General features: G+C 48.1%; 16 protein-coding genes. 7 read left to right on the forward strand and 9 right to left on the reverse strand.

Going from position 1 to position 18094, the window contains the following annotated elements; translation table 11 throughout:
• The first annotated feature begins 125 nt into the window (after window positions 1–125).
• Entirely contained in the window at window positions 126–2207 is a 2082-nt protein-coding gene (recG, locus tag OO774_RS14840; RefSeq protein WP_264903366.1) for an ATP-dependent DNA helicase RecG, read from the forward strand.
• Window positions 2208–2419: 212 nt separating this feature from the next.
• Entirely contained in the window at window positions 2420–3808 is a 1389-nt protein-coding gene (locus OO774_RS14845) for a uracil-xanthine permease family protein (protein ID WP_264903367.1), read from the forward strand.
• Window positions 3809–4051: 243 nt separating this feature from the next.
• Here OO774_RS14845 and envZ read toward each other — a convergent pair whose 3' ends face one another.
• The 5 genes from envZ to OO774_RS14870 form a co-directional block, all read right to left on the reverse strand.
• On the reverse strand, window positions 4052–5344 hold the full coding sequence (gene envZ, locus OO774_RS14850; RefSeq protein WP_264903368.1) for a two-component system sensor histidine kinase EnvZ: 1293 nt from the start codon (window positions 5342–5344) through the stop codon (window positions 4052–4054).
• Between the two features lie 127 nt (window positions 5345–5471).
• Window positions 5472–6191: a two-component system response regulator OmpR gene (ompR, locus tag OO774_RS14855; RefSeq protein WP_176290592.1), complete on the reverse strand. Its 720-nt coding sequence runs from the start codon at window positions 6189–6191 to the stop codon at window positions 5472–5474.
• Window positions 6192–6592: 401 nt separating this feature from the next.
• Window positions 6593–6892 (reverse strand): DUF1090 domain-containing protein, encoded by a 300-nt coding sequence (locus tag OO774_RS14860; protein WP_264903369.1) that lies wholly within the window; start codon window positions 6890–6892, stop codon window positions 6593–6595.
• Window positions 6893–6990: 98 nt separating this feature from the next.
• Window positions 6991–7494: a transcription elongation factor GreB gene (gene greB / locus OO774_RS14865; protein ID WP_264903370.1), complete on the reverse strand. Its 504-nt coding sequence runs from the start codon at window positions 7492–7494 to the stop codon at window positions 6991–6993.
• Window positions 7495–7622: 128 nt separating this feature from the next.
• Window positions 7623–9503, reverse strand: a complete 1881-nt coding sequence (locus OO774_RS14870; protein ID WP_264903371.1) for a RimK/LysX family protein — start codon at window positions 9501–9503, stop codon at window positions 7623–7625.
• 210 nt (window positions 9504–9713) lie between these two features.
• On the opposite strand from OO774_RS14870, the gene OO774_RS14875 reads away from it, so the two are divergent.
• On the forward strand, window positions 9714–12044 hold the full coding sequence (locus OO774_RS14875; protein WP_264903372.1) for a Tex family protein: 2331 nt from the start codon (window positions 9714–9716) through the stop codon (window positions 12042–12044).
• An 82-nt stretch (window positions 12045–12126) separates the two neighbouring features.
• On the opposite strand, the gene OO774_RS14880 is transcribed toward OO774_RS14875, so the two are convergent.
• Window positions 12127–12591 (reverse strand): ATP-dependent Lon protease, encoded by a 465-nt coding sequence (locus OO774_RS14880; RefSeq protein ID WP_264903373.1) that lies wholly within the window; start codon window positions 12589–12591, stop codon window positions 12127–12129.
• A 113-nt stretch (window positions 12592–12704) separates the two neighbouring features.
• Window positions 12705–13472 carry a pimeloyl-ACP methyl ester esterase BioH gene (gene bioH / locus OO774_RS14885; RefSeq protein ID WP_264903374.1) on the reverse strand — a complete coding sequence of 256 codons (768 nt, stop codon included), beginning with the start codon at window positions 13470–13472 and terminating at the stop codon, window positions 12705–12707.
• Between the two features lie 84 nt (window positions 13473–13556).
• On the opposite strand from bioH, the gene OO774_RS14890 reads away from it, so the two are divergent.
• From OO774_RS14890 to cysQ, 4 genes are all read left to right on the forward strand, one after another.
• Window positions 13557–14279: a phosphoribosyltransferase family protein gene (locus OO774_RS14890; RefSeq protein ID WP_264903375.1), complete on the forward strand. Its 723-nt coding sequence runs from the start codon at window positions 13557–13559 to the stop codon at window positions 14277–14279.
• A 96-nt stretch (window positions 14280–14375) separates the two neighbouring features.
• On the forward strand, window positions 14376–14960 hold the full coding sequence (nfuA, locus tag OO774_RS14895) for a Fe-S biogenesis protein NfuA (protein WP_014230546.1): 585 nt from the start codon (window positions 14376–14378) through the stop codon (window positions 14958–14960).
• A 160-nt stretch (window positions 14961–15120) separates the two neighbouring features.
• The gene (nudE, locus tag OO774_RS14900; protein WP_264903376.1) at window positions 15121–15684 is read left to right on the forward strand and encodes an ADP compounds hydrolase NudE; all 564 of its coding nucleotides are present in this window, start codon (window positions 15121–15123) and stop codon (window positions 15682–15684) included.
• A 44-nt stretch (window positions 15685–15728) separates the two neighbouring features.
• Window positions 15729–16556, forward strand: coding sequence for a 3'(2'),5'-bisphosphate nucleotidase CysQ (cysQ, locus tag OO774_RS14905; RefSeq protein WP_264903377.1), 828 nt, complete (start codon window positions 15729–15731; stop codon window positions 16554–16556).
• 283 nt (window positions 16557–16839) lie between these two features.
• Here cysQ and OO774_RS14910 read toward each other — a convergent pair whose 3' ends face one another.
• Together OO774_RS14910 and OO774_RS14915 are read right to left on the reverse strand one after the other, a co-directional pair.
• Window positions 16840–17601, reverse strand: coding sequence for a type II secretion system protein N (locus OO774_RS14910; protein ID WP_264903378.1), 762 nt, complete (start codon window positions 17599–17601; stop codon window positions 16840–16842).
• A 1-nt stretch (window position 17602) separates the two neighbouring features.
• Window positions 17603–18094: a type II secretion system protein M gene (locus OO774_RS14915; RefSeq protein WP_264903379.1), complete on the reverse strand. Its 492-nt coding sequence runs from the start codon at window positions 18092–18094 to the stop codon at window positions 17603–17605.

Below are 18094 nucleotides of genomic sequence, written 5' to 3' on the forward strand. Positions count from 1 at the left end.
TCTCAACAAACTCCCCTAGAACCTAGGACCTTTCTTTTACCTAGGACCTCCAAAAACTTTTCCTGTACAAAAACACAGCTCCGTGGTTAACATATTGCAATGTTAACCATTTTTTTGAGCCTTCTATGTCTGCCCAACTGCTATCAGCTGTTCCATTAACTTCCCTTTCTGGGGTTGGCGCGAAAGTCGCAGAAAAACTAGCCAAAGTTGGCTTGCATTCGGTTCAGGATTTACTGTTTCACCTGCCACTTCGTTACGAAGATCGTACCCGTATTTATCCTATTGCTAAGCTCCATGCAGGGCTGTGGGCCGCAGTACAAGGCAAGGTGATGGCCGTGGATACCATTTTCGGTAAACGCAAAATGCTCACGGTAAAAATCAGTGATGGTAACGGCACTATTACGCTGCGTTTTTTCAATTTTACCGCCGCCATGAAGAACAACTTTTCTCAAGGTAAGTTAGTACACGCTTACGGGGAAATAAAACGTGGTGGAATGGGTTTAGAAATCGTCCACCCAGATTACAAGTTCTACATCAGCGAACAAAAGCCAGATGTAGAACAAAGCCTGACGCCCGTTTATCCCACTACAGATGGCCTAAGACAAATCACCCTGCGTAACCTGAGCGAACAGGCATTAGCGTTATTGGATAAAGCCGCCGTACAAGAGTTACTGCCAGCGGGTTTATACGATCACCAAATCACCATGTCTCAGGCGCTGCACACCATTCACCGACCGCCCCCAACGATCAACTTAGATGAATTTGATGAAGGTAAGCATCCGGCACAAATTCGTCTGATCATGGAAGAACTGCTGGCTCAGAACTTATCTATGCTGGCGGTGCGCAGTAAAGGACAGCAAGATATTGCTTTGCCACTTGCTCCTTGTGAAAAACTGAAGAACCAACTGCTGGCACAACTGCCGTTCTCACCAACCAACGCTCAGACACGAGTCGTAAAAGAGATTGAAGCCGATCTGGAGAAGCCTCACCCGATGATGCGCCTTGTTCAGGGCGATGTCGGCTCAGGGAAAACCCTCGTCGCGGCACTTGCTGCGGTTCGCGCTATCGAGCACGGTTATCAGGTCGCACTAATGGCACCGACTGAGCTTCTGGCCGAACAGCATGCCATCAACTTTGCCAACTGGCTTGAATCAATGGGAATCCAAGTGGGCTGGCTGGCGGGTAAATTAAAGGGGAAAGCCAAAGAAGCCGAGCTTGCACGCATTGCCAGTGGTGAGGCGCAAATGGTAGTGGGTACTCACGCGCTCTTCCAGGAACATGTTGAATTCAATCATCTGGCACTGGTGATTATTGATGAACAGCACCGCTTTGGCGTCCACCAGCGCTTAGAGTTACGTGAGAAAGGGGCCAAGCAAGGCGCTTACCCACATCAGCTCATCATGACCGCTACCCCTATCCCGCGCACCCTGGCGATGACCGCTTACGCCGATTTAGAAACCTCAGTAATTGACGAATTACCGCCGGGCCGAACTCCGATTCAAACCGTCGCGATTCCCGATACCAAGCGCGACGACATCGTAGAACGAGTTCGCCATGCCTGTCTCAACGAAGGTAAGCAAGCCTACTGGGTGTGTACACTGATTGATGAGTCTGAGGTATTGGAGGCACAAGCTGCCGCTGATACTGCTGAAGAACTGCAACGCAAGCTACCTGATGTAAAAATTGGTTTGGTTCATGGCCGTATGAAGCCAGCGGAAAAACAAGCGGTGATGCAGGATTTTAAAGACAACAAACTGCACCTACTTGTCGCAACAACCGTGATAGAAGTTGGTGTTGACGTACCCAACTCAAGCCTGATGATCATCGAAAACCCGGAGAGACTCGGTTTAGCTCAGCTCCACCAGCTAAGAGGCCGTGTTGGACGAGGCTCAGTCGCTAGTCATTGTGTTCTGCTCTATCATTCACCGCTATCAAAAACCGCACAAAAGCGCCTCGGCGTTCTGCGTGAAAGCAACGACGGCTTTGTCATTGCGCAGAAAGATTTGGAGATCCGTGGCCCTGGTGAGTTATTAGGTACCAAGCAAACCGGTCTGGCAGATTTTAAAATTGCGGACTTGGTTCGTGATCAGCGCTTAATACCCGAAGTTCAACGCATAGCGCGCCATATCCACGACAATTACCCTACTAATGCCACGGCGATTATCGACCGTTGGTTAGGTGAACGGGATATTTACTCCAAAGCTTAAAATTGTCCGATTAACTGATTATCAACGCCTCATGGCAATCGTTTGCTTTTTAAATAAATCACTCTATAATCGCGCACAAAATTAGGGTATTTACCCAAACCAATCTGAGTTGACACTGATTAACAGCAATCACAGATCAAAACGTCACCTCCTCCCAGTACTCCCATTCAGCGAGCGCTGGGTAATCAATATTGCGACAAGCGAGACAAACCATGACAACTTCAAACCGATCTTCGGAACTGGTCTATCAATTAAATGATCGCCCACCACTACCACAAACGATTTTCGCCGCCATTCAGCACCTTTTAGCGATGTTCGTTGCGGTTATCACCCCTTCGTTGATCATTTGCCAATCCTTAGGCGTACCAGCCGATCAGACAAACACCATTATCAGCATGTCTCTGTTTGCTTCTGGTGTGTCGTCATTTATTCAGATTCGTACTTTTGGTCCGATAGGCTCTGGCTTATTGTCAGTACAAGGCACCAGCTTTAACTTTTTAGGTCCAATCATTGGTGCTGGCTTGTCATTGAAAGCCGGCGGTGCTGACATTAGCACAATGATGGCCGCCATATTCGGCACGATTCTGGTCGCTTCCTTCGCGGAAATTCTGCTGTCTCGAGTGCTTGAGCACGCTCGCCGCATCATCACTCCGCTGGTTTCAGGTATTGTGGTGACTCTGATTGGTCTGACATTGATTCAAGTTGGATTAGTCTCAATGGGTGGTGGCTATGCTGCGATGGGTGATGGCACGTTCGGTAGTCTGGATAAGTTAGCGCTGGCTGGCACGGTACTGGGCCTAATCGTTATTCTGAACCGCTCAAATAACCCTTACATTCGCGTTGCTTCGATTGTCATTGCAATACTGGTTGGCTATATCATGGCCTACTTTATGGGCATGGTGGACACATCACAGCTAAGTGAGACCAACCTGGTTGCGCTGCCAATCCCAATGCAATACGGCTTGGCGTTTGACTGGTCGTTGTTTATTCCACTGGTACTAATCTTCTTCATTACTGCGCTGGAAGCGATCGGCGATATTACCGCAACGTCAGAAGTATCCGGCGAGCCAGTTAAAGGCCCGGTTTATATGCAGCGCATCAAAGGTGGCGTGCTGGCGGACGGTTTAAACTCAGCTATCGCAGCGGTCTTTAACAGCTTCCCGAACTCGACGTTCAGCCAAAACAACGGCATCATCATGCTGACAGGCGTCGCAAGCCGTTACGTGGGTTATTTCATCTCCGCTATGCTGGTTTTACTTGGTTTATTCCCTGGTGTTGCGAGCTTTGTGCAGTTGATTCCAGAGCCTGTACTTGGCGGCGCAACCATCGTGATGTTTGGTACGATTGCCGCGGCAGGTGTGCGTATTATCTCTCGTGTTGATCTCGACCGCCGTGCGATTCTGATCATGGCGTTGTCTTTTTCGATGGGCCTTGGTATTGCTCAGAAGCCAGAAATTCTGCAATTCATGCCGGAATTTATTAAGAGCATCTTCTCGACGGGTGTTGCTGCTGGCGGTATCACTGCCATCATCCTAAACCTGCTATTGCCAGAGAAACTGGAAGACGAAGAACCAGAAGTTCAAGAGGTCAAAGAATCCTAGACTGATCAATAGGATGAGAAAAGCCCGATCTCACAACTGAGGCTTAGTGCCGTTCGTTTAACCGCGAACGGCATATTACACTCTCCCGTCTTTCTGAACAGCGACGAAGGAGCATGATTCAGAATCTTCTATCCGATCACTATATCGCCAAAATGATTCCTGTACCTGTTCTGCACGCTGATAGTAGATTCCTAGTCTCGCTACGGCTCGCAGGAATGACCAGCAATTTACTACGATATGGTATTACTTGGTCGGGAAGCTGATTTGTGCGATTAAGCCACCTTCACTACGATTGCGCATCACAACCGAGCCTGAATGCTGGCTGACAATGCGCTTGACGATCGCCAGACCAAGCCCGGTCCCTTCACTGCCTCGTGCCGTATCTCCACGCGTAAACGGTTCAAACAACTTACCGACCTGATCCGGTTCAATACCGGGGCCATTGTCTTCCACTGTGACCCAAACCAGTTGGTTATCTGCGGTCATACCCGTCGATACTTTGACCCAGCCATTGCCATAGCGAACCGCGTTGACCACTAGGTTCGTCACAGCACGTTTTATCGCAATCGAATTGCCCAAAGCAGGTTTGATGGACGCTTCAATCCGTGTCTCAATTTCCTGTTCTTCACTGCCTTCTGCGCCCGCAACATCACAGACAATGTCGTTCAGGTATACGGCCTCAAACGTCTGGTTGTTCACTGGCTTGAGGTAGTCCATAAATTGGCTGATGATTTCATTGCACTCTTCCGTATCGCTGATGATGCCTTCCGCTAGATAGCTTTCTTCAGGTGACATCATTTCTGTCGCCAGACGAATTCGAGTTAGAGGTGTACGTAAATCGTGGCTGATCCCCGCCATCAACAAGGCGCGATCTTCTTCCAGCTCCTGAATACCTTTCGACATCTGATTAAAAGCACGGGTCACCGCGCGAATTTCTAACGCGCCTTTCTCTGGTATCGGTGGCGGTATCTCACCTCGTCCAACCCCCTTGGCGGCTCTTTCTAACGCCAGTAACGGTCGGTTTTGAAAACGAATAAATAACCAGCCACCAGCGATAATCAGCAATGCCATAATCAGGCTGTTACGAAATAGCGGCGCAAAATCCTCTTCTTGCAGCTCTGAGAGCGGGATACGAATAAGCGAGTTGGGCAGCTTGTCGATGTGCATCCACAAGATGTAGCTCTCCTCGCCCAACATCAAACGCACTTCAGTCGGGGAGTCCAGTTCTTGAGTCATTTCTTCCGACATCAATTCAATCGACATCGCATGATTAAACTCGTCCGCTCTTTCACTATCAATACTGTGAACCGTTACACCCAGCCTTTCTAATAACTGACGCCTTATTGGTGCCTCATACTGAAGCTCTCCGTCGGCATCAAGTACCAGATTGAGCTCATGAGCGAGAATTTTATTGAACTGCTGCAGGCTCGGCATCAACGCATAATTAAAAACAGCGTAATAAGAGAAAACTTGGCTAGCGAGAAGCAAAGAAATGAACAGCAGAATAGATTGAGTGAGAGAGCTTCGGATTCGCATGGACAGTTCCTGGTGATCCTAACAGAGTGTTGCTAAAAGAATGTGCCTAATCACAATTTTCCGCCCTCATACAGGAGATGCAAGAGGACGGAATGTACAGACAAATATCGGAGTGCAGTTACGCCAATTATACTTCTTTGCCGTCTGGGACAAATACGTAACCTAAGCCCCATACTGTCTGAATGTAGCGTGGTTTACTCGGATCATCTTCCAACATACGACGAAGACGAGAAATTTGTACATCAATAGATCGTTCCATCGCCGAATATTCACGACCACGGGCCATATTCATCAGCTTGTCACGCGACATTGGCTCACGCGCATTGGTGACTAAGGCTTTTAATACGGCAAACTCACCGGATGTTAACGGCATCGCTTCTTCGCCACGGAACATTTCACGCGTTCCTAGGTTTAAACGGAATTCACCAAACTCAACCACTTTTTCTTCCGTGCTTGGCGCACCCGGCAGTTCGATGGTTTGACGGCGCAATACCGCTTTAATGCGAGCCAGCAACTCACGCGGGTTAAATGGTTTTGGCAGATAATCGTCTGCCCCGACTTCTAAGCCAACAATACGATCAACTTCGTCACCTTTTGCGGTCAGCATCAGGATAGGTAACATGTTGTTCGCGTTACGTAAGCGGCGACAGATAGATAAACCGTCTTCACCTGGCAACATCAAATCGAGCACCATTAAGTGAAAGTTTTCACGCGTCAGTAAGCGATCCATTTGTTCGCCATTGGCAACGCTACGAACCTGAAAACCTTGCTCAGAAAGGTAACGCTCCAATAGAGCACGTAAACGAGCATCGTCATCAACCACTAAAATTTTATGATTTTCCTGCATTGAAACATCCTTTCAGAAGCATGTATTGTCGAAAATGTATCACTGTTTTTTCAAACGTGCTTGAGCAAATTGTTACTCTTTTTATCTTAGCCGCTCTTTTGACACATTATTTCGAAGATACAGTGCCGATATTGAGCGAAGTGATTGCTCAGATTGGTAAAAAACACGGCGTATTAAAAGTAATCCACTCGTTGACCTGCGAGCAATAAATACCAGCCGATCGTCTTCCTGAACAGCGACGAAGGAGCGTGATTCAGGATCTTCTATCCGGGCACTTTGCTATCAAAAAATATTTCTATATCTTCTCAGCACACTGATATCAGATTCCTAGTCTCGTTAGAACTTGCTGGAATGACCCGAGAAGCGTCGTTAAGCGAATGGCATTTATCTATCTAAGGGAATTACTCGTTCAGTTCCCACTCAGTTTCGCTACTGGCTTGCAATTTTTCTTTTTGAGTACTTTTTTCAATTTCTGCATGTAATTTCTGGCGTTGCTCCTCTCGAATACACTCACTTTGTACCGAAGCTAACGCACGTTCGAGGCCTTCAATATGCTGCTCTTTACCTTGCACTTTGGCGTATTCAAGCTGCTGCTCGACAGCAAACTCTTTTGCTTCACACCCTTTTAGTTCTTGTTGGGAAAACGCAGAAAATGAACATCCTACGGTTAATACGGTACCACTAATCACTGCTCTCATCATTTATGTGCTCCTATAAAAACGCTCAATGTCTTTCGTCTCAGGATGAATGAGGATGTCGGTTAAACATGGTCGGAACATTCGCTCACTGACCAGCCACTCTAACTAGGGTTTGTCGCATCGGGGCTGGATAGGTTGTACTCAATCGAGTTAATAAACCACTCTTTATCTCCATCGGGCGTCCTGACCGTAAACTCTTCATCGACTTGTTTTTTTAGCATCGCGCGTGCCATGGGTGAGTCGATAGAGATATAGCCTTTAGCATCGCCATAGATCTCTTCCGGCCCGACAATACGAAACTTCTTCACCTCACCCGCTTCATTTTCGATCTCGACCCAAGCTCCGAAGAAGACCTTGCCTTCTTGTTGAGGTGAGTAATCCACGATGGTCACTTCAGGTAAAAACTTTCTGAGAAAACGAACGCGACGATCGATTTGACGCAATAATCGTTTATTGAAGGTGTAATCTGCATTTTCAGAGCGATCGCCCAGACTGGCCGCCCAAGTCACTATCTTGGTGATCTCAGGTCGCTTTTCGTTCCAGAGGTAATCGTGCTCTTGTTTGAGTTTGTTATAGCCTTCACGCGTAATCAGCTTAGTTTTCAATTTTTCTCCTTGGGAGACGGGTGATTTTCGTTTGGTTTATGCCCCGGCTCTAATTCTGAGATTATACCAATCACAATACGTAAAACACGGGGCGACGTTGGCGTTCAGCCGACAAATTGACTGAGTTTTTACTTTTTGACATCCGATTTTTTCGTCACGATGTAATTGGTATCACTCGACACCACCACACCATGCTTCAAAAAGTTTTTACCCAAAATCATGCTGTACTTAAAACGCTCTCTGTCCTGAAGGTTGACCTCTATTTTCTTCTCCAGATCGCCCAGTTTCACGTGCATTTTAACCACTGGCCTGACGTTGGTTTTTTCGCCCTTCTTCGCGGTAATGTGCATGACATTGACCACTTCGCGAGTCAGCTGTTTTTTCACGCCATAATCGTTTTCGTAAGTGAAGCTCACCATGTCTTTGCCGTCTTTCTCAAATTGCTTAATATCGGTGGCGCTGATTGAGCTGACATCAGCCCCCGTATCCAGCTTCACCGGGAACAACATCCCTTCCACTTCAGCCACTTCAATATGACCAGCCCGGAATAATGGTTTAGCGTCCAAGAGGTGATCCGCACGCGTATTCAGCAATACACCACCTTCTTCCATATCATGACCAAAGACGAAAAACGGTTGGGTTTCGTCGTTCTCCAACACATCAATGGCAAATTCTATCGACTTCTCTGTATTGCCAAACACAAAATTCCCTTCAACCACAGGGCGCACCATATCGCCCACTTTTAGCTTTTTCACAACAGGTTTGGTGATTTTTTCTTCTTTGCCCTGTTCATTGGTTAAGTAATAGGTCGCTACCTCATCTTTACCTTGTTCGCTCAGCTCAAAGCCATGCACGCGAAGAAGCGGAGTTTTGACGGTAAACGTTGGGTAGGCTGGTACGGAGTAACCATCGATAACGAGTGTCTCCTCAGGAGAAACCACCAGAGGTTTGGCTTTCAGAGCACTCTTAAAGGTCTTCTCAACACCACCAAGCAGGTTTTCTTTATCGGTATCGACTACAAAGTGCTGGCTAACCACATCGTTACCTAAGCGAAGCTGCGAGCTAAAATTGCTGCGATCACGCAAATACACCAACCAGTGCTGAGTTTCGCTTTCCGACACTTTCACAGGTAAATACACCAGTGGTCGCTCACCTTTGGTCGTTTTAAGCATACGAATCAGCGGTAGTGTCATCGGGTGTCGCTTACCGCTTTCACCCTCCAAGATGAAGGATACTAGCTTAGCCTTCTTATCTACTTTGATGTCCAGAGCATGCGCATTGGTGTAGCGACTGCGGGTCGAAATACTCACCTTGTAAGGAATACCTTCAACAGAGACAAGCTCTTGCTTACCAATCATTTTGGCCTTGGGTTGCTGCTGCAGGTAGTCATATCCGGCAAACACCCACGCATTATCTTTCAGATAGGTTTTACCAATCAAAATCGGTGCAGAAAACTGCTTACGTGCGGTTAAGTTCACAACGGTATCAACGGTATGACCGGCTATTGTCATCGGCATTTTTACGTTTGGGCGCAATATCGGTTTTGTACTGGTGCGGCTGCGAATCGCACTGATGCGTTCCAGATCATCGGTGATTGTGATCTGTTTACCCGTGTAAGGGTGCTGAATGGTAAAGCTCACTTTGACTTGATACGGCTCGAACGTCCCATCATCCCATTTGGCTTTAGTGCCGCCAAGATCATCGACGATTGCCCAGAGTAACTCGTTATCTTTCAAGTTAGAGAACTCTGGGTTAGAGCTGCTGACATGAATATTCTCGGCATGCATCGACGTGGTATCTGCCCCCGTATCGATCTTGCCCATAAATGGCACATCACTTAACTCTGGAATCTCGCTGTAATAGACACTTTCCACCCGACCTAACACCAGTTTGTTATCGAGTTGGTAGATTGGATCTTGAGTGGTCGCGGAAAGAGATTGCGCCCAGCTAAGCGGTGCAAAAAGTAAGGCACTGGTAAGCGCCAAAGCCAAAGACATTTTTTTCATCATGATTATCCCTATGAGCTAAGGTATGTTCTTTAGTTGATAATCGAGGATATAAGTTCTCAATTTAATTAAAGTTTTGACACAAACCTGACTGATGTCCACCAGCGCCCGGTAAATTTTTGTGTTGCTAATTTAAAACATTGTAAATTCATCGAATGACCCCAATGTTTATATCAATAATGAAACTCAACTGAATAGAAAGAGAATACACGGATGAGCCAAGCTATCTGTCGCATGATTGCTCAAGAGCTAAATGTTCGCTCAGAGCAAGTCAACGCTGCTGTCACCCTAATCGACGACGGGAACACGGTCCCTTTTATCGCGCGTTACCGTAAAGAGGTGACCGGTGGACTTGATGATACCCAACTGCGTACGCTAGACAGTCGCCTGTCATATCTGCGTGAACTGGACGACCGTCGTCAGACCATTCTGAAATCTATCCAGGAGCAAGGTAAGCTGACGTCTGAGCTGGAAAAAGAAATCACTCAGGCAGACAGTAAAACTCGTCTCGAAGATCTTTACCTGCCTTACAAACCTAAACGTCGCACCAAAGGCCAAATAGCAATTGAAGCCGGTTTAGAACCACTCGCTGACGCTCTGTGGAATCATCCACAAACTGAGCCAGAAAGCGAAGCCAGCAAGTACCTTGACGCAGATAAAGGTGTCGCGGATATCAAAGCGGCATTGGATGGCGCACGTGCCATCATTATGGAACGTATCGCCGAAGACGCCAATCTGCTAGAAAAGATTCGTGTACATCTGAACCGCAATGCAGAGCTCGTTGCTCGGGTTGTCGAAGGCAAAGAGAATGAAGGTGAGAAGTTTAAAGACTACTTCAGCCACAATGAGCCTCTCAGCAAAGTGCCATCACACCGCGCTCTTGCGATGCTGCGTGGCCGTAACGAGGGTTTCCTTACCTTGGCAATGAATGCCGACCCAGAACAGGAAGAAGGCGTTCGTCAGTCTTACTGCGAAACCATTATTGCAGACCATTATGGCGTGACCCTGAGCAATGCACCGGCAGATACGTGGCGTAAACAGGTAATCAGCTGGGCATGGCGCATCAAAGTGTCGATGCACATGGAAACCGAGCTGATGGGTGCGATGAAAGAGCGTGCAGAAATCGAAGCGATTGATGTGTTCGCTACCAACCTGAAAGATTTATTAATGGCAGCGCCAGCAGGTCCACGTGCTACGCTAGGTCTGGATCCGGGTCTGCGTACTGGTTCTAAAATCGCTGTGGTTGATTCCACAGGTAAGGTACTGGCAACTGAGACTATCTACCCTCATCCACCGCAAAAACAATACGATAAATCTGCTCAGATTGTGGACCAATTGGTACGCAAGTTTAACGTTGATTTGATCGCGATTGGTAACGGTACGGCTTCTCGCGAGACTGACAGCTTTGTCGCAGACATCATTAAACGCGGCAACCTGAAAGTACAAAAGATCATGGTCAGCGAAGCTGGCGCATCGGTTTACTCAGCATCCGAATTGGCGGCGAAAGAGTTCCCGAATATGGACGTTTCACTGCGTGGCGCTGTTTCTATTGCCCGTCGTTTGCAAGATCCTCTGGCCGAGCTGGTGAAAATCGATCCGAAATCGATCGGTGTGGGTCAATACCAACATGACGTCAGCCAATCGATGCTGGCAAAACGTCTGGACGCAGTGGTAGAAGACTGTGTAAACGCCGTGGGTGTTGACGTCAACACTGCATCGGCTGCTCTATTAACTCGCGTAGCGGGCCTGTCAACGACCATCGCACAGAACATTGTTGATTTTCGGGATGAAAACGGCCGCTTTGACGCGCGCACCACACTGAAAAAAGTGCCTCGCTTAGGGCCAAAAGCCTTTGAACAGTGTGCTGGTTTCCTGCGTATCATGGATGGCAAAAACCCGCTGGACGCCTCTTCGGTTCACCCGGAAGCCTACCCAGTGGTCAAAACCATTGCAGCGAAAAACAGCAAAGACATTAAAGCACTCATCGGTGATACAACGTTCCTGAAAAGCTTGCATGCTGTGGATTATACTGACGACAGCTTTGGTGTTCCAACGGTGACCGACATCATCAAAGAGCTGGATAAACCGGGCCGTGACCCTCGCCCTGAGTTTAAAACCGCGACCTTTGCTGATGGCGTAAATACCGTGGCGGATCTTGAGCCAGGCATGATTCTGGAAGGTGTTGTCTCAAACGTGGCTAACTTTGGTGCATTCGTTGATATCGGTGTCCATCAAGACGGATTGGTACACATCTCAGCACTGACGGATCGCTTTGTCTCTGACCCGCGTGAAGTGGTCAAAGCGGGTGACATCGTCAAAGTAAAAGTGATGGAAGTCGATGTTCAGCGTAAACGTATTGCTCTGTCGATGCGTCTTAACGATGAGCCGGGCCAGGACAATCGCAGCCAGCGTTCTGATGCGCCGCGTCGTAATGATCAGCAACGTCGCCAACCACGTCGTGATAATTCCTCATCAAATAATGCATTAGGAAATAACGCAATGGGTGGCGCTTTTGCCGCGGCTTTTGCCAAGGCGAAAAAGTAAATTCCGTTAAAAACAAAAAAGAAAACGCTCCAGTCAGTTAGCTCTGACTGGAGCGTTTTTATTTGAGTAGAGTGTTGAGTTATTACAATACTGCTATCACGTCTGACGGCGTATGAGGCGCGACCGAATGACCATAATGAAACTTGATCACTTTCCTGCGCCTTTCCATCAATCCTTGATAGATCGCAGCATCCAGAATGCGCTTTGGTAAGCGAAAGCGTATCGTATAGCCTTTGCCCTGTTCTTCACTGTACGACTTGAGCGCAAGTAATCCGAAAAGCCGTTCTAACGTATCGGCTGGTTCTTCAGAGTAACCAGCGTCAACTTCAGGCTCCCCTTCATAACTGGGGTGCTCAGAAGGGTCCCAAGCAGACTGACGTCGCCGTTTGTCATCCCCTTTTACTCGGCGCTCAGCACTGGTTTTGGCCAATGCCGTCGTTGGCGTCACAGGCTCCCGGACTTTGTTATCACGAGCCGCTTGCTCCGTTTGCACATTCACGGACGGGGCGATCAATGGCACACTTACGTTGGTCGGTGACACAATCATTGCGAACCCTCCTCAGAGTCGCCCACTCGTCTATGCCGCTAGCAACTACAGCCTAGCTCAAACCCTATATCGACCACTTTTTAAACAACTTGAGTTTTTTGCCCCACGAACCGTTAGCGGACAGCAAATTCTCGAACTTGAGCACAAAATGCGTCATGTTCGGTCATAAACGGCGCATGAGAAGACTGGCCGAAGATGCTATGCTCAGTGTGTGGCAGCTGTTGATTGAGATCGCTGGCGACTTTAATCGGCACCAGTCCGTCTAGTCGTCCATACAAACGCAACATCGGCATGGTCAGCGACGTAAGCGCATCGCGCAGATCAACATCAGCCAATATGTTTAACCCTACCAGCAGTGAGTCTGGATTCGGCTGAGGGCGAGAGAGCACCGCTTGCTTAAGCAGTTTGACGTCTTTACGCGCGGATGGGCTGCCCATTGCTTGCAGCGCCATAAAACGCTCGATTGTGAGTGAAAAATCTTCCAGCAACTGCTCGGTAAAAGCACTCAAAACCTTAGGTTGAATACCACGCCATGTTTTCTCTGCCGCAAATTTAGGAGAGCTCGCCACAGTGATGAGTTTATTCACGCGCTCTGGTGCATTAAGCGCAATATGAGTCGCCACCAAACCGCCTAATGACCAGCCCAGCCAAACCGCTTTGTCTGGCGCGTCTTTTAGCACCATCTGAGCAATCTGAGCTAAATCTTCGCCATGATGTTCAGCGCTGTGGCCGTATCCTGGAAGGTCAACCACGTGCACCCGAAAACTGGACTGAAGGGACTCGATGGTTTGTTGCCAAACCGCGCCATTCATTCCCCAGCCATGCAGCAACACCAAATCTGGCCCCTGACCAAACGACTGCCAGTGTAAATTCGTGCTCATGCTCTCAATCTCTCCCACTTAACTTATTCCTTACGCTTACATCCCGGCGTTAGTCTGTGAAAAACCTCAGCCTGAATAAGTTGTATGTTATCTCATCACTGGCAAAACATCATGCATCATGTGCTCGGCAGCCAATGCGGCTTGTGCAGGTTGCCTCTGGACACATCGCAACTGCCTAACCCACTTCGCTGGTGTAGCCATTGCTTTCAGTACCTTAATCCAATTAAAAGGTGCCAACAATGTGGTTTGGCTATGCAGGAAACAGAAATAGACGATTCAGTGTGTGGCGAGTGTTTAGCCGACCCGCCTCCCTGGCAACGACTCATCACTCTCGGTGACTATGCGTTTCCTCTGTCTCGCGAGGTTCAACGCTTTAAAGATCATGGCGAGAGTTGGCACGTCGACGCGCTGACTCAGTTGCTTGCCACTCGTATTACCGCGCCCGCTCCGCTTATCACCAGCGTTCCGCTGCATTGGCGACGCTATTTATCGCGCGGATTCAATCAAAGTGATGTGCTCGCCAGACACTTGGCAACCCATCTGGATAGCCATTTTGACCCCAAATTATTTCGTCGAATCAAATACGCAGATTCCCAACGAGGCCATAAAAAATCTAACCGGGAGCAAAATTTACAAGGGGCATTTGTGCTCAATAAGAAGCCGATATTTGAACACGTAGCGATTGTCGATGATGTCGTCACAACGGGCAGTACGGTACGACAATTATGCCAATTACTACTTGAAGTTGGTGTAGAAAGCATCGATATTTACTGCATCTGCAGAACACCTGCTCCTACTTCGCTCTAGATCGCTTTACTATGCCTTATCAGCAAAAAAACTAGATCCATACGCCAACAAGAGTAGAATAGCAGCAGTAACCTACAAATTTACTCGGGTATTGTCGTGTCAAATATTACTATTACAGAAACTGCGCAAACGCATTTCGCTAATCTTCTCGGTCAACAGCCAGAAGGGACTAACATTCGTATTTTCGTTGTAAACCCAGGTACACAAAACGCTGAATGTGGTGTGTCTTACTGCCCACCTGAAGCGGTGGAAGGAACCGACACAGTGCTCCCATACAGCGGCTTTTCAGCATACGTTGATGAGTTGAGCCTGCCATTCCTTGAAGACGCTGAAATCGACTTCGTTACAGACAAAATGGGTTCTCAACTGACGCTAAAAGCGCCAAACGCTAAAATGCGCAAAGTGTCTGATGATGCGCCGCTTGTTGAGCGTGTTGAATACGCTATCCAAACTCAGGTGAACCCACAGCTTGCTGGCCACGGCGGTCACGTAAGTCTGGTGGAGATCACTGATGAAGGTGTGGCTATCGTTGCATTTGGTGGTGGCTGCAATGGTTGTTCAATGGTCGACGTAACACTGAAAGAAGGTATCGAAAAAGAACTACTAAACCAGTTCTCTGGTGAACTAACTGCGGTTCGCGATGCTACAGAACATGATCGTGGTGACCACTCTTACTATTAAGGTAAGTACTGTCATTGAAAATGGGAGACTCAGGTCTCCCGTTTTTGTATCTAGCATTCGCCAGAGCGATAAATTCCAGCTAGCAACTCAGGCAGACTTTTCATATATTAAGAATCTTACGCACCTCGTAAAAACCCAACGACACCAAGGAGCCAGCGCTATGTCGAAAAGGACCCCACCAGAGATTCTCTCTTGTCAGACGGTCGCAAAGTCTAAGCTGTTTGCAGTGGAAGCCCTCGACCTTCGCTTTTCTAATGGAGAACATCGCACTTACGAGCGTATGAAACCGAGTGGCCGAGATGCCGTTATGGTTGTGCCTGTTACCGAACAGGGCGATCTCCTGTTGGTACGCGAGTACGCGGCTGGTACAGAACGGTATGAATTGGGCTTTCCCAAAGGTCTTATCGATCCGGGAGAAACGCCACATCAGGCGGCAGACCGCGAGCTGAAAGAAGAAATCGGTTTTGGCTGTAATCAATTAACCGCTTTAAAACAAGTTATCCTCGCGCCCTCTTACTTTTCGAGCAAAATGACCCTGTTTTTAGGACAGGCGCTATATCCGGAAAAACAAGAGGGTGATGAACCCGAGCCACTGGAAATTGTGCGTTGGCCACTGGCGCAAGCTGAAGAGCTGATCACACACATGGATTTCTGTGAAGCGCGCAGCATCACCGCATTAATGTTAGCGCTGAAACATTTACTCAATACCACTCACAACCAATAACAACAACAGAGCCAAATCATCGTTGTGAGGAAGGACAATCACCTATGCCAATGACAAAAGATTTATCTCACCTGCTCCCTCAAGTTATTGAGATCGCCCGCAGTGCCGGACAGTTGATTCTCGATATCTATCAAAAGAAGCAATACGAAGAATTCACCAAAAGTGATGAAACCCCGGTCACCAGCGCTGATCTTGCCGCACACAAATTCATCATCGAACGTCTGAGCGAACTAACGCCAGATATTCCTGTATTGTCTGAAGAAGACGCTGACATCAGCCTGGAAAAACGTGCCCAATGGCAGCGTTATTGGCTGGTCGACCCTCTCGATGGTACTCAGGAGTTCATTGCACGCAGCGGTGACTTCGCGACAATTATCGCCTTAGTCGACAACAACCAACCGACGATGGGGGTCGTGTATGGCCCTGTTTCCGGTGTCACTTATTATGCCTACAGCGGAAAAGGAGCATGGAAGATTCCAGATATGTCCGAGAGTGTCAGAGTGCACACTCATAAGCACGAGCAGCCTGGACAGAACATTGCAATTGCGATTAGTCGTCGTCAGGACATCAACCGCATCACCAATCGCATGAGCAGCGCCTGGAATTACGAGCTGATCCCACTTGGTTCTGCTGCGTTGAAAGCGTGTTTAGTCGCTGAAGGTGCGGTGGACTGCTATCTCCGCTTGGGGCCAACGGGTGAGTGGGATACGGCCGCAACACAGTGTATTGTTGAAGAGGCGGGAGGTCGCATTCTAAGCACTCAATTAGAACCGCTGTCTTACAATGAACGCGAAACGTTGGAAAACCCTAACTTCATCGTCTTAGGTGATGAAACGCTGCCTTGGAATGAGATTCTTCAGCGTAAAGATTAATTTTCTCCCTGCAACAGAACGAACTTCTACAAGGTCACGAATCTAATTCGTGGCCTTTCTTTTTATCGCCGTACAGCGATCTAGGTATTTAGCCTACTATGATCCAAAAGCTAATCAAGCTGTACAGATTCAAATAAAACAGTTTTAAATCATAAGGTTATTTAGAATTGTGTGGATAGGGCATTTTCTCGTACAGCGATTAAAGGGTTTGGCCTACTATGATCCAAAAACAAAAAGAGCTGCACATTGGCAGCTCTTTTCTCTGTCTGTTTTCGGCTTTGACTTAAAAGCGTCCTTTATAATCAAACTCATATTGTCCCTGTGCGTTTGGCTTGCCGAGCCATTGCAGCTGATCCCCCATCGCTGAAGGGAATTCGGCACCTGGCTTAAACCAGGCTTTCGTCGAGTAACGCTGATTCGGCCTTAACTCAGCCGAAAACGCCGCTGAAACTTGCGGGCTATTTTGTTCGCCGGATGCAGTCAGCACGCTGTCTTTACAGTTCAAATCGGCTACGACCAGACCGAGATCTAAACGCCCTAATGGACTTTGTATACCACTTGCACTCCATACCAGGGTGCCATCACCCGTTCCACACCAAGGAGAAGCATAGGTTGCATGGTGAATGTTGAGTTCCAACTGCCCATCGACACCAACCGGCACAGGTAAGCGCACCTGCTCAACGACTTTTATCGCCGGGACAGAGGCCACTAAGTCTTTTGCGTAGGCATCACCAAACAAACCATAGCCAACTAAGCCACGTCCTCGCACGTCCATATCGCTGCCACGACCAAAACGCACAGCAAATTCTGCTTTACCAGCAAGCAGTGCAGACCATTGGAAATCCCAACTAACTTCACCCAGATTTTGACGTTGCCAGCGCACATTGGATGCCTGACCTTGCCATATTGTGCCCTGGGGCCCCTGGATATCGAGTCCTCTCACCGTAGGACTGTGTTGAAGTACCCAGGATACTGGTAACCCCACCAATAAACTCACTGAGAAGCAGACAATAAAGATGACTGCATAAAGTACAACTCGCTTCACTTTATCCTCGCTTAAACTGCAGGCGGTTCACCTCGATCATGCCCGCCTGTTCGGTTCGATCAATATCTAAAAATTCGACCTCGATACCTTGCTGCTCTTTCAAATAACGTAACCAGTCAACCATTTGGTTAAAGGCTAAAGGCTTGATCCACACCTGAACGCTCTCATTACGCGGCTGTACGCGTATCAACTCAACCTTATAACGACGTGCCGAAGAAGACACTAACTGGTTAAGAGGCTGATTCGAGTAGGTCACACCGCCACTCTTGCGCAGTGCCGTAATGTCGTTCGCTTTGCCTTGCACCCAGGTAAGGAGCTGTTTCTCACTCTGTATTCTTGACTGCGCCAATTCTGCTCGCTGGTTCATCGGTTGTAATATGCCCCAGTAAACGAAACCGAGAATTACAAGGACCCCACATCCCATCACCATACGCTGTTCACGCTGTGAGATGCTGCCCCACCAAGTCTGGACTTGAGAGATTAAATTTTTCAT

Origin of the sequence: Vibrio sp. STUT-A11, from assembly GCF_026000435.1 — a bacterium.
GTDB lineage: Bacteria > Pseudomonadota > Gammaproteobacteria > Enterobacterales > Vibrionaceae > Vibrio.